The organism is Pseudomonas sp. NBRC 111143 (assembly GCF_001320965.1).
Taxonomy (GTDB): Bacteria; Pseudomonadota; Gammaproteobacteria; order Pseudomonadales; family Pseudomonadaceae; genus Aquipseudomonas; species Aquipseudomonas machongensis.
Map to the genome: position 1 here is coordinate 93,051 of NZ_BCBT01000003.1, position 12,233 is coordinate 105,283.

Annotated in this window: 10 protein-coding genes; 6 read left to right on the forward strand and 4 right to left on the reverse strand. The window is 63.7% G+C overall.

What is annotated here, in order from left to right:
• Positions 1-220 precede the first annotated feature (220 nt).
• Positions 221-571 (forward strand): TM2 domain-containing protein, encoded by a 351-nt coding sequence (locus APH44_RS02835; RefSeq protein ID WP_256250260.1) that lies wholly within the window; start codon positions 221-223, stop codon positions 569-571.
• A gap of 47 nt (positions 572-618) precedes the next feature.
• Here APH44_RS02835 and APH44_RS02840 read toward each other — a convergent pair whose 3' ends face one another.
• The 3 genes from APH44_RS02840 to APH44_RS02850 form a co-directional block, all read right to left on the reverse strand.
• Positions 619-1,317, reverse strand: coding sequence for an SPOR domain-containing protein (locus APH44_RS02840; protein ID WP_054891179.1), 699 nt, complete (start codon positions 1,315-1,317; stop codon positions 619-621).
• Position 1,318: 1 nt separating this feature from the next.
• Positions 1,319-3,055: an arginine--tRNA ligase gene (argS, locus tag APH44_RS02845; protein ID WP_054891180.1), complete on the reverse strand. Its 1,737-nt coding sequence runs from the start codon at positions 3,053-3,055 to the stop codon at positions 1,319-1,321.
• A 132-nt stretch (positions 3,056-3,187) separates the two neighbouring features.
• On the reverse strand, positions 3,188-5,407 hold the full coding sequence (locus tag APH44_RS02850; protein WP_054891181.1) for a primosomal protein N': 2,220 nt from the start codon (positions 5,405-5,407) through the stop codon (positions 3,188-3,190).
• Between the two features lie 167 nt (positions 5,408-5,574).
• Between APH44_RS02850 and rpmE the strand changes: the two genes are divergently transcribed.
• The 3 genes from rpmE (at position 5,575) to APH44_RS02865 (ending at position 8,064) form a co-directional block, all read left to right on the forward strand.
• Entirely contained in the window at positions 5,575-5,790 is a 216-nt protein-coding gene (rpmE, locus tag APH44_RS02855) for a 50S ribosomal protein L31 (protein ID WP_054891182.1), read from the forward strand.
• Between the two features lie 2 nt (positions 5,791-5,792).
• Positions 5,793-6,620: a thermonuclease family protein gene (locus APH44_RS02860; protein ID WP_054891183.1), complete on the forward strand. Its 828-nt coding sequence runs from the start codon at positions 5,793-5,795 to the stop codon at positions 6,618-6,620.
• 175 nt (positions 6,621-6,795) lie between these two features.
• A complete protein-coding gene (locus APH44_RS02865; protein ID WP_054891184.1) occupies positions 6,796-8,064 on the forward strand; it encodes a malic enzyme-like NAD(P)-binding protein in 1,269 nt (422 codons plus the stop codon).
• A 129-nt stretch (positions 8,065-8,193) separates the two neighbouring features.
• Here the strand turns inward: APH44_RS02865 and APH44_RS02870 are convergent, their stop codons facing one another.
• Positions 8,194-10,644: a penicillin-binding protein 1A gene (locus APH44_RS02870; protein WP_371264424.1), complete on the reverse strand. Its 2,451-nt coding sequence runs from the start codon at positions 10,642-10,644 to the stop codon at positions 8,194-8,196.
• Positions 10,645-10,817: 173 nt separating this feature from the next.
• Here APH44_RS02870 and pilM point away from each other — a divergent pair, with 173 nt between their 5' ends.
• Positions 10,818-11,702, forward strand: a complete 885-nt coding sequence (pilM, locus tag APH44_RS02875) for a type IV pilus biogenesis protein PilM (protein WP_054891186.1) — start codon at positions 10,818-10,820, stop codon at positions 11,700-11,702.
• A complete protein-coding gene (locus tag APH44_RS02880; protein WP_054891187.1) occupies positions 11,699-12,232 on the forward strand; it encodes a PilN domain-containing protein in 534 nt (177 codons plus the stop codon). Before pilM ends, APH44_RS02880 begins: the two co-directional genes overlap by 4 nt.
• Position 12,233: the final 1 nt, after the last annotated feature.

The following is a 12,233-nucleotide window of genomic DNA, read 5'->3' on the forward strand; positions in this document are numbered from 1 at the left end:
GATGTTTATAGATGTTGGCGCGCAACTTTATAACAGCTTTTTGATCAAAATCTGATCCGTTGGTCGTGTGGCTGGGTACCATACGTCGGGGCAAAACGAAAAAGTCACATTTTTCGTTAGAAAATTTTCGGCTATCCCACGAGGGTTTTGAATGAATACGTATCAACAGGGTGCGCCGCTTCATGACACGCACAGCAAGGTCATCGGGTACCTGCTGTGAATCTTCGGCTTCACCGGCTCGCACCGTTTCTACTACGGCAAGCCGATCACCGGGACGATCTGGTTCTGCACGCTGGGCTTGCTGGGTATCGGCTGGCTGATCGACCTGTTCCTGATCCCGTCCATGGACCGCGAGGCTGACCTGCGGTTCCAGCCAGGGCCGGTGAACTACAGCGTGGCGTGGGTGCTGCTGACGTTCCTGGGTATTTTCGGCATTCACAGGCTTTACCAGGGCAAGTGGATCAGCGCACTGATCTACCTGTTTACTGGCGGCCTGTTCCTGATTGGCGTGCTGTATGACTTCTGGACCCTCAACACCCAGGTGTCCGAGGTCAATGGCAAGCAGCGCTGACTCCGTCAGAAAAAAGGCCTTGTCGCAGTGCGGCAAGGCCTTTTTCGTTACTGGCGGGTCTGTCGCTGCTGCAGCAGCAGGTTGCTGAAACCTGCTCCGGCCAGCTGTTTCTGTGCCACGGTCAGTTGTTCACGGTTGCTGAACGGACCGACCAGTACGCGGTACCAGGTTTCTTCCTTCACCGTCCCCGATTCCACCTTGACCACCTGGCCGAGCAGGATGATCTGCGCACGTACCTTGTCGGCATCGGCTTCCTTGCGGAACGAACCGGCCTGAAGGAAGAACTGCGTGGTCGCTGCAGGCTTGATCACTGGTGGAGCCGGTGGCGGCGTCTGCCCCGACAGCGCAGCCTGGGCTCGGGCCGTGTCGATCTTCGCGGCTTCGGCAGGAGTGACCGGCGTGACCGGCTGGGCCGGCACGGGCGGCGTCTTCTCCGGCACCGCTTCAGGCGGCACGATCACTTCCGACTCTGGCAGCAGGGTGTAGAAGTCGTACTTGGGCTTGATCGGCTGCGGCGTGGTCGGCGTGCTGCCTTTGGCCGCCTCGGCGACCTTGGCGGGCTTCTGCTGTTCAGGCTTGGCACGCTTGATGTCGTCGCCGCCGGGCTCGAGCTTCATCAGGAAAACGATGAATGCGCCTACGGTCAGGCCGACCGCCAGCCACACCCAGCCCGGGATCGGCTGTTTGGCGGGTGGCTGGTGACGGCTGGCGCCGCGCTTGGGCGCGGGTTTTTTCTTGGCAGCCAACTTACATGCGCTCCAGGGTTTCCAGGCCGAGCAGCTCCAGGCCCTGCTTGAGAGTACGGCCGGTCAGCGCGGCGAGACGCAGGCGGCTCTGCTGCTGTTCGACGGTTTCGGCGGTGAGGATCGGGCAGTTCTCGTAGAAGCTGGAGAACAGGCCGGCCAGGTCGTAGAGGTAGCTGCACAGCACGTGTGGGGTGCCTTTTTCGGCGACGTTGTTCAGCGTTTCGCCGAACTGTGCCAGGCGAGCCGCCAGGTCCTGCTCGTGGGCAGCCTGCAGCACGATGTCGCCCTCGACTTCGTCGAAGCCCTTGCCCAGCTTGCGGAACACACCGGCCACGCGGGTGTAGGCGTAGAGAAGGTAGGGCGCGGTGTTGCCTTCGAAGTTGAGCATCAGTTCGAAGTTGAAGCTGTAGTCGCTGGTACGGTGCTTGGACAGGTCGGCGTACTTCACCGCGCCGATCCCGACCACTTCACCGATGTGGCGCAGCTCGTCCTCGGCCAGGCTCGGGTTCTTTTCCTTGACCAGCGCGTAGGCGCGCTCCTTGGCTTCGCTCAGCAGGTCGATCAGCTTCACGGTGCCGCCGTCGCGGGTCTTGAACGGACGGCCATCGGCGCCGTTCATGGTGCCGAAGCCCATGTGCTCCATTTTCATCGGGTGCCCGACGAAGCCGGCGCGGCGAGCCACTTCGAACACCTGGTTGAAGTGCAGCGCCTGGCGTTGGTCGACGAAGTACAGGGCGCGATCGGCCTTGAGCACATTGCTGCGGTAGCGCACCGCAGCCAGGTCGGTGGTGGCGTACAGGTAGCCGCCGTCGGCCTTTTGCACGATCACCGGCAGTGGCTCGCCTTCGGTGTTCTTGAACTCTTCCAGGAACACGCACTGCGCGCCCTGGCTTTCGACCAGCAGACCCTTGGCCTTGAGGTCGGCGACCACGTTGGCGAGGTCGGCGTTGTAGGCACTTTCGCCCATCACGTCGGCCATGGTCAGCTTGACGTTGAGCAGTTCGTAGGTCTTCTGGCAGTGCGACAGCGAGATATCCTTGAAGCGCGTCCACAGCGCCATGCACTCGGGGTCGCCGGCTTGCAGCTTGACCACCAGGCCACGAGCGCGGTTGGCGAAGTCTTCCGATTCGTCGAAGCGCTTCTTCGCCGCGCGGTAGAAGTTTTCCAGGTCCGACAGCTCGTCGCTGGTGATGGGGTTTTCTTCCAGGTAGGCCAGCAGCATGCCGAACTGGGTGCCCCAGTCGCCCACGTGGTTCTGGCGGATCACCTCGTCGCCGAGGAATTCCAGCACGCGCGCGACGCTGTCGCCGATGATGGTCGAGCGCAGGTGGCCGACGTGCATCTCCTTGGCCAGGTTTGGCGCCGACATGTCGATGACCACTTTTTCCGCTGCGCCGGCCTTGCGCACGCCCAGGTGGGCATCTGCAAGTGCCGCCTCCAGGCGATTGGCCAGGGCGTCGGTGTTCTGGAAGAAGTTGAGGAAGCCGGGGCCGGCGATCTCGACCTTGCTGATGTCGGCGCTGGCAGGCAGGGCGGCGATCAGCTTGTCGGCCAGGTCGCGCGGCTTCATGCCTGCCGGCTTGGCCAACATCATGGCGATGTTGCTGGCGAAGTCGCCGTGGGTCTTGTCGCGGGCGTTTTCCACCTGGATCGCCGGCGTCAGGCCTTCAGGCAACACACCTTCGTTGACGAGTTGGGTGAGGGCTTGCTGGATCAGCTGGCGAATGGTGTCTTTCATCGGGTTCTCTTTTCGACCGCAAGCGCGGTGCAGCGCTTCGATGCGCAGGTGGAAAAACGGAACATTATCCGTGGCCGGGGCTTGATTGCCAACCTTTACGGCTCGCTCAGGATTGCGCTGGCTTTCAGGGATTCAGTAGAGATCGACCGGGTCCACATCCAGCGACCAGCGCACCTGCCGTCCCGACGGCATCTGTTCCAACACTAGCAACCAGCTACTGATCAGTCGATGCAGCGGCGCCCGGGCATTGGCCTGGATCAACAGCTGCGCGCGGAAACGGCCGGCACGGCGCTCCATGGGGGCTGGTACCGGGCCGAGCAGCTCGATGCCGCTCAAGCCCTGCTCTGCCAGCACACCCTCGGCGGCGGCGCAGGCCTCGTCGAGAAAGGCTTCCGCCTGCCCTGGCTTGTGCGCTTCGGCGCGCAGCAGGGCCAGGTGCGAGAAGGGCGGCAGACCGGCGGCGCGCCGCTCGCTCAGGGCTTGCTCGGCGAAGGCGAAATAGCCTTGCTCGGTCAGTTGCACCAGCAGTGGATGCTCGGCCAGGTGGGTCTGCACGATCACCTTTCCAGGCTCCTCGGCCCGCCCGGCTCGGCCTGCGACCTGCACGATCAGCTGCGCCATTCGCTCGCTGGCGCGGAAATCACCCGAGAACAGTCCACCATCGGCATCGAGGATGGCCACGAGGGTTACCCGTGGAAAGTGATGCCCCTTGGCCAGCATCTGGGTGCCGACCAGAATGCTCGGCTGGCCGCGCTGGATGGTGGTGAACAGGTGGTGCATGGCGTCCTTGCGCGAGGTGCTGTCGCGGTCCACGCGCAGGACGGGGTAATCGGGGAACAGGGTCTTCAGGCGCTCTTCGGCGCGCTCGGTTCCGGCGCCGACCGGGCGCAGGTCGACGTGGGCGCACTGCGGGCATTGCAGGGGCAGGCGTTCGTCGTAACCACAGTGGTGACAGCGCAACACGCCGGAGCGCTGATGCACGGTCATGCGTGCATCGCAGCGCGGACACTCCGACAGCCAGCCACAGTCGTGACACAGCAGCGTCGGGGCGAAGCCGCGGCGGTTGAGGAACACCAGCACTTGCTGGCCGGCTGCCAGGGTCTGGCCGATCGCCTGTTGCAGTGGGCCACTGATGCCGCTGTCCAGCGGCAGGCTGCGCACATCCAGGCGCATGAAGCGCGGCGGGCGGGCGCCGCCGGCGCGCTGGTTCATGCGCAGCAGGCCGTAGCGCCCGCTGTGGGCGTTGTGCAGGCTTTCCAGCGAAGGTGTCGCCGAGCCCAGCAGGATCGGGATGTTCTCCTGGTGCGCGCGTACCACGGCCAGGTCGCGGGCGTGATAGCGCAGCCCTTCCTGTTGTTTGTAGGAGCCGTCGTGCTCTTCGTCGATGATGATCAGGCCCGGGTTCTTCATGGGCGTGAACAGTGCCGAACGTGTGCCGATGATGATGTCGGCCTCGCCATCGCGGGCAGCGAGCCAGGCATCCAGGCGCTCGCGGTCGTTGACTGCCGAGTGCAGCAGGGCGATGCGGGCATTGAAGCGCTGCTCGAAGCGCGCCAGGGTCTGCGGGCCGAGGTTGATCTCGGGGATCAGGATCAGTGCCTGCTTGCCGGCCTCCAGGGTTTCGCGAATCAGCTGCAGGTAGACCTCGGTCTTGCCGCTGCCGGTGACACCGGCCAGCAGGAAGGCGTGGAAGCTGCCGAAGCCTGCGCACACGGCCTGGAAGGCGGCGCTCTGCTCCTCGTTGAGCGGCAGTTCCGGCTGGGCCAGCCAGCGGTCATGGCGTGGCGTCGGCAGGTGCCGGCGCACCTCGACCTGCACCAGTTCCTTGGCCAGCAGCAGGTCGAGGCTATCTTTGTTCAGGCCGAGTTTGGCCAGCACGCTGTGGGCTACGCCATGAGGGTGCTGGGCGAGGGTCTGCAAGGCCTCTTTCTGGCGCGGTGCCCGGGCGATACGTGGGTCGTCCAGGCGCGCGCCGGGGGTGGCATGCCAGAAACGCTCCTGGCGCACTTCGGCTGCTTCGCCCTGACGCAGCAACACCGGCAATGCCCAGCTCAGGGTGTCGCCCAGGCTGTGCTGATAGTAGTGGGCGGTCCACAGGCACAGCTTGAACAGTGCCGGAGGCAGCGGCGAGACCGGGTCGAGCAGCATGCTCGCTGGCTTGAGCTTGTCGGCGGGGACTTCGCTCTGCTCGCAGACCTCCACCAGCACGCCGATCATCTCGCGACGGCCGAACGGTACGCGGATGCGCATGCCGGGTGTCAGTTGCTGGCGTGCCATGGCGGCCGGGGCCCGGTAGTCGAACAAGCGACGCAGGGGCGAGGGCAGGGCAAGGCGCAGGATGACGTCGGACACGCGGCAGGTCTTCGTAGCTGGTCGGGAATCGCACGAGCCTAGCAGACGACGGCCGGTGCAAGCGACAACTTGCGCTGGCCTGACGGTCTGGTATTATTCGCCGCCTAATTACGTGCGGTATTCAACAATTGGTGTTGGGTGGCGGCACGCAGCTCGAGGAAGTGACCATGAAAGCCGATATTCATCCGAACTACGAAGCAGTTGCTGTCACCTGCAGCTGCGGCAACAAATTCGAAACCCGTTCGACCCTGGGCAACACCCTGGCGATCGACGTTTGCAACCTCTGCCACCCGTTCTACACCGGTAAGCAGAAAGTCCTGGACACCGGTGGTCGCGTACAGAAGTTCGCCGATCGCTTCGGTATGTTCGGTACCAAGAAGTAATCATGCGCACGGCGAGCCCTTCGGGTTTCGCATTGCTGCAAAAGAAGGCGCCCCTCGTGGGCGCCTTTTTTGTGGGCGCAATCTGGCATGTTTCCGCGCAGGCCTTCTGCCCGGTGCCCGAGGCCGTGCAGCCAGTGACGGTGCGTCAGGTCGTCGATGGCGATACCGTGCGTCTGGGGGATGGCCGCAGCGTGCGGCTGATTGGCATCAATGCACCTGAGATCGGGCGCAAAGGTCGCACCAGCGAACCCTATGCCGAAGCGGCCAGGCGACGGCTGGAGGCACTGGTGCAGGCCAGTGATGGCCGGGTGGGGCTGGTGCCGGGTGTGGAGCCCAGGGACAAGTACGGGCGCACCTTGGCGCACCTCTATGGCCGTAATGGCGACAATCTTGAGGCGCAGTTGCTCAGTGAAGGCTTGGCCTATCGCGTTGCGGTGGCACCCAACGTGCGTCTGGTTGGTTGCCAGCAACAGGCCGAACAGGCCGCACGCACAGGTAGGCTCGGGCTCTGGCGGCAGTCACCTATCATCGCAGCGGGGCGCCTGAGGCAATCCGGGTTCGCTGTGATCGGCGGCAGGGTGAGCGCGATCGATCACAATCGAGGAGGCGTCTGGCTGGAGCTTGACGAGGCTGTGGTGCTGCAGGTTCCCGCTCGTCTGCAACGCGCCTTCCCCGACGGTTTCCTCGATAATCTCAAGGGGCGTCAGCTTGAGGCGCGCGGCTGGGTGCTGGACCGTTCCCGCAAGGGCGGGCTCAAGCCTGGGCAGCGACGCTGGCTGTTGACGCTGAGCGATCCGAGCATGTTGGAACAGGTTTCGGTGAAAAAATAGTTGTAGACATTATTGGTTTGGATTGTACACACTCAAGGCCGTAAGCCCCGCGGGTTGTAGCGTAAAGTCGTAGGCCAAGGGCCTTGACACATGTGACCGGGCAGTCTTGTCGCCTCCCGGCTCTTTGCGTATCCTCGGCGGTCCGTCAGAACAGTAAACAAGCGGAATGCCCACCATGTCAGACTTGAAAACCGCCGCTCTCGAATATCACGCTCAACCTCGCCCGGGGAAACTGAGCGTCGAACTCTCCAAGCCAACCGCCACCGCCCGTGACCTTGCCCTGGCCTACAGCCCAGGCGTCGCCGAGCCGGTACGCGAAATTGGCCGTGATCCAGAGCTGGCTTACAAATACACCGGCAAGGGTAACCTGGTCGCTGTGATCTCCGACGGTACTGCCATCCTCGGCCTGGGTGACCTCGGCCCGCTGGCTTCCAAGCCAGTCATGGAAGGCAAGGGTGTTCTGTTCAAGCGTTTCGCCGGTATCGACGTGTTCGACATCGAAGTCGAGTCGGAAAGCCCGCAGGCCTTCATCGACACCGTTCGCCGCATTTCCATCACCTTCGGTGGCATCAACCTCGAAGACATCAAGGCACCTGAGTGCTTCGAGATCGAGCGTACCCTGATCGAACAGTGCGACATTCCGGTCTTCCACGATGACCAGCACGGCACCGCCATCGTGACTGCCGCCGGCATGATCAACGCCCTGGAAATCGCAGGCAAGAAGCTCGAAGACGCCAAGATCGTCTGCCTGGGTGCTGGCGCTGCCGCCATCTCCTGCATGAAGCTGCTGGTCAGCATGGGCGCCAAGGTCGAGAACATCTATATGATCGACCGCAGCGGTGTCATCCACGCTGGCCGCGACGACCTGAACCAGTACAAGGCGCAGTTCGCTCACGCCACCGACAAGCGCACCCTGGCTGACGCGCTGGAAGGCGCTGACGTGTTCGTTGGTCTCTCCGGCCCGAACCTGCTGAGCCCGGAAGGCCTGAAGTCGATGGCTGCCAACCCGATCGTGTTCGCCTGCTCGAACCCGGATCCGGAAATCGCTCCAGAGCTGGCCCACGCCACCCGCAGCGATGTGATCATGGCCACCGGTCGTTCCGACTACCCGAACCAGGTCAACAACGTTCTGGGCTTCCCCTTCATCTTCCGTGGTGCCCTGGACGTTCGCGCCAAGCGCATCAACGAAGAGATGAAGATTGCCGCCGCTATCGCCCTGAAAGACCTGGCCAAGCTGCCGGTTCCGAAGGAAGTGTGCGAGGCCTACGGTGTTGAAGGTCTGGAGTTCGGCCGTGAGTACATCATTCCGAAGCCGCTGGACGCTCGCCTGATCACCGTCGTTTCCGATGCCGTGGCCAAGGCCGCCATCGAATCCGGCGTGGCGACCCTGCCGTATCCGAAGCACTACCCGCTCAAGAGTGTGGATGACGTGTTCAACGGCTGATCCCGTTGTAGCGACAGAAAAAAGCCCCGGCTCGCAAGAGTCGGGGCTTTTTGTTGGCCGTTGCTCTACAGATGACCGCTCCACCTGTAGAAGCGACACAAGGCCGCTGCTACAGGATCAGATCGCTACTCAGAACAGATCCATTGGCGCCGCCTCATCGGCCGGCAGCGGGCTGCCTGGTGCTGAGCCGTTGCCCAGCTCGTCTACCGATGGTGGTGAATCCTCGGCCTTGAACAGCTCGAAGTAGGCGTTCGGCGTGCTTGGTGTCGCCGCGCGACCGCTGACCGGATCCACGCGCAGGCTGAGGATGCCCTCCGGCTCTGCCGGTGCGTGTTCAGGCTTGCCCTTGAGTGCCGGGCCCATGAAGTCCATCCAGATCGGCAGTGCAACGGTGCCGCCATATTCTCGGCGACCAAGTGTTTCAGGCTGGTCGAAACCGACCCAGACCGTGGTCACGTAGTCGGCGTTGTAGCCGGAGAACCAGGCATCCTTGGATTCGTTGGTGGTACCGGTCTTGCCCGCGATGTCGCTGCGGCCCAGGGCCAGGGCGCGACGGCCAGTGCCACGCTTGATCACATCCTGCAGCATGCTGGTCAGGATGTAGGTGGTACGGCCATCGACGATGCGCTCGGCAATGGCCGGCGTCTGCGGCGGCGGGGCGATCTGGCCCAGTGCCGAAGGTGCGGTGCCCGGCTGCGGGAGCGTGGTGATCGGCTCTTCGGGCGCGGCGATTCCGGCCTGGTCCTGATTGCCCTGGGGAACGCGCGCCGGGTTGGCGGTGAACAGGGTTTCGCCGTTGCGGCTTTCGACGCGCTCGATCAGGTAGGGGTTGATCTTGTAGCCGCCGTTGGCAAAGGTGCTCCAGCCGGTGGCGATTTCCATCGGGGTGAGCGTTGCGGTACCCAGTGCCAGCGACAGGTTGCGCGGCAAGTCCTGCTTGTTGAAGCCGAACTTGGCAATGTAGTCGATGGTGCGGTCGACCCCCATCGCCTGGAGCAGGCGGATCGAGACCAGGTTGCGCGACTTGTACAGCGCCTCACGCATGCGGATCGGACCGAGGAAGGTGTTGGTGTCGTTTTTCGGACGCCAGACCTTGTCGAGGTATTCGTCGACGAACACGATCGGTGCGTCGTTGACCAGGCTGGCGGCGGTATAGCCGTTGTCCAGTGCGGCGCTATAGACGAAGGGCTTGAAGCTGGAGCCTGGCTGGCGCTTGGCCTGCATGGCGCGGTTGTAGTTGCTCTGCTCGAACGAGAAGCCACCGACCAGGGCGCGGATTGCACCGCTGTTCGGGTCAAGCGTGACCAGTGCGCTCTGGGCGCCCGGCACCTGGCTGAACTTGAGCTTGCCGTCGTCCAGGCGTTGCAGGCGCACCAGGTCGCCGATCTGCGCGACATCGGCCGGCGACTGAGGCGCGCGACCCTGGGCATTGCTGTTGATGAACGGACGGGCCCACTTCATGGTGTCCCAGGCCACGTCTTCGTCCTGGCCGCCGCGCGTCATGACCTTCAGCCCGGTCTTGTCCACCTGGGTGACGATGGCCGGCTCCAGGCCGCCGAGGGTGCGTTGCTTGCCCAGTTCCTGCTGCCAGGCGGCGCGGGTCTTGCCCGGGAAGCGCGCTTCGGGCCCACGGTAGCCATGGCGCTCGTCGTATTGGGAGAGGCCGTTGAGGACTGCCTTGTTGGCGATTTCCTGCGTGTCGCTGGGCACGGTCGTGGTGACCCGGAAACCTTCGGTGTAGGCATCGCTGCCGTAGCGGCCGACCATCTCGGCGCGCGCCATTTCGGCGACGAACGGTGCATTCACCTCAGGTGTCGGTACGTGATAGCTGGCGTTCAGCGGCTCGGCGAGGGCGGCCTGGTAGCTCGCCTCATCGATCTTGCCGAGCTTGTACATGCGGCCGAGGATCCAGTCGCGGCGCTCCTTGGCACGCACCGGGTTGGCCAGCGGATTGAAGCGCGAAGGGGCTTTGGGCAGGCCGGCGATCATCGCCATCTGCGCCAGGCTGACATCACGGATCGACTTGCCGTAGTACACCTGCGCGGCGGCATCGATGCCGTAGGCGCGGTTGCCCAGGTAGATCTTGTTGACGTACAGCTCGAGGATCTCGTCCTTGGTCAGCTCACGTTCGATCTGCAGCGCCAGGAGGATCTCGTTGGTCTTGCGCGAGAAGCTGCGCTCGCTGGTGAGGAAGAAGTTCTTCGCCACCTGCATGGTGATGGTGCTGCCGCCGGTCTGGATATGACCAGACTTCACAAGTTGGGTCGCAGCGCGCATCAGGCTGCTCGGGTCGACCCCGTAGTGATTGAGGAAATTGTCGTCCTCGGCTGACAGAAGCGCCTGGATGAACTGTGGGGGAATTTCCGCAAAACGGATTGGCGAGCGGCGCATTTCGCCAAACTCGGCAATCAGTTTGCCGTCGCTGCTGTACACCCTCAGGGGGATCTGCAACTGGATGCTTCTGAGCGAGTCGACCGAAGGCAGGCTGGGACTAAGATACAGAAACGCACCACTCAGACCGAGCACGAGCGCGCAGATGACGGCGACGAAAGACCACCAGAAGAACTTCAGCAGGCGTATCAAGGCTTTTGGGTGTCCAGGTTGAGAAGTGGAGTGCACGCAGGCCCGGCGGACGGGGAAAAACGCTGGGCATTATAAGCATTTTCGCCCCGCCGGGTCATCGGTCGGTCGGGGCAATGGGCGCAATCGCCCCGGATGGCAAGGGTTTGCCACGTTCATGAAAAGGAGCAGCGATGCTTGGACGCTTTGGCAGGGATGCCGGTTCAGTATTGGGGGTGGAAATTGCCTCCGATTCGGTGAGGATTCTTGAGTTGCAGCGGCGACGAGGGCGCCATGAGGTGGCTGCCTGGGTGGTCGAGCCAATCCGGGGGGCTTTGCGGGGTGGTGGCGATACCGAGGTGCAGGCCATGGCCCTGCGTCAGGCGTGGCGCCGTTGTGGCAGCCGGTCTCGACGGGTTGCGTTGGCGGTGCCGGGCTCGCAGGTGATTTGCAAGGTGGGCCAGTTGCCCGCCGCATTGGCGGAGCCTGAACGAGAAGCGCATCTGCTTGCCGATGCCGAGCGCCTTTTCCCTTTCCCGATTGACGATCTGGCCCTGGACTTTCAGGTGCTGGGCATTTCCCAGCAGGCCCCCCACATGCTCGATGTGCTGGTCGGGGCCGCTCGCCAGAGCGTCCTGGCGCCGCTGTTGCAGCCGTTCGAGGCGGCAGGCCTGGAGGTGGTTGCCGTCGAGGTGGACAGTCTGGCGCTGCGTCGTTTGCAGGCCAGCGACAGCTGTCGGCCGCTGTTGCAGGTCGAGGCCGACAGCCTGACCCTGCATGGCTGGCCCGATGGACCTCTACCTTGGCGAAAGGCGCAGAGGATCGAGCCTGGCGTGGGTTCGACCGAGTTTCTGGCGCATCTCGAGAGCTTGCTGGAGGGGGATCCTCCGTTCGAGCTGAGCGCAGGGTTGATGGTCGGCGGCGGGGCGGCGACGGACGCTTGCGTGCGGTCGCTGGCGCGGCATTTCGGATTCCCCTGTGAGTGGGTTTGTCCGCAGCGGGTCCATGCGGCTTCGCTGCCAGACCGCTGCGGCGCCATGGTCCTGCCCCTCGGCCTCGCCCTGGGAGGTACGCAATGAACCTGCGCCTGAACCTGCTGCCATGGCGTGAGCGCCAGCGTCTGGTGGAGCTGCGCAACTTCAGGCTGGTGTTTCTGGGCAGTCTGTTCGCAGCGTTTGTCGTGGTCATGCTGGTCGATCGGTTCGCCCACCTGCGCCTGAAGCAGCAAGCAGCTGCCGGATTGCAGCGTCAGCAACAGCTGCAGTCGCTGGATGGGCAAGTGGCACGCCTGGAACAGTTGCGTGAGGCGCACACGGGCCTGCGCAGGCAGGTTGATGCGCTTGGCGCGTTGCGCTCCTCGCAGCAAGGAGTACCGCAGCTGTTGATCGAGATCGAACTGGCGATGCCGCATGGGATGCAACTGACCCGCCTGGACGTGCAGGGCGACCGGCTGCAGATCAATGGCCTAGCGGTTTCTCCTGCGGTGCTGGCCCAGTTCATGCGCGACCTGCAGCGCTCGCCGATACTCCTGGACCTTGAACTCAAGCACGTCTTGGCGCGGGCCGGTGGCGATGCGTTCTCACTCGTGGCCCGGGTGGTGGCCTCCTGAA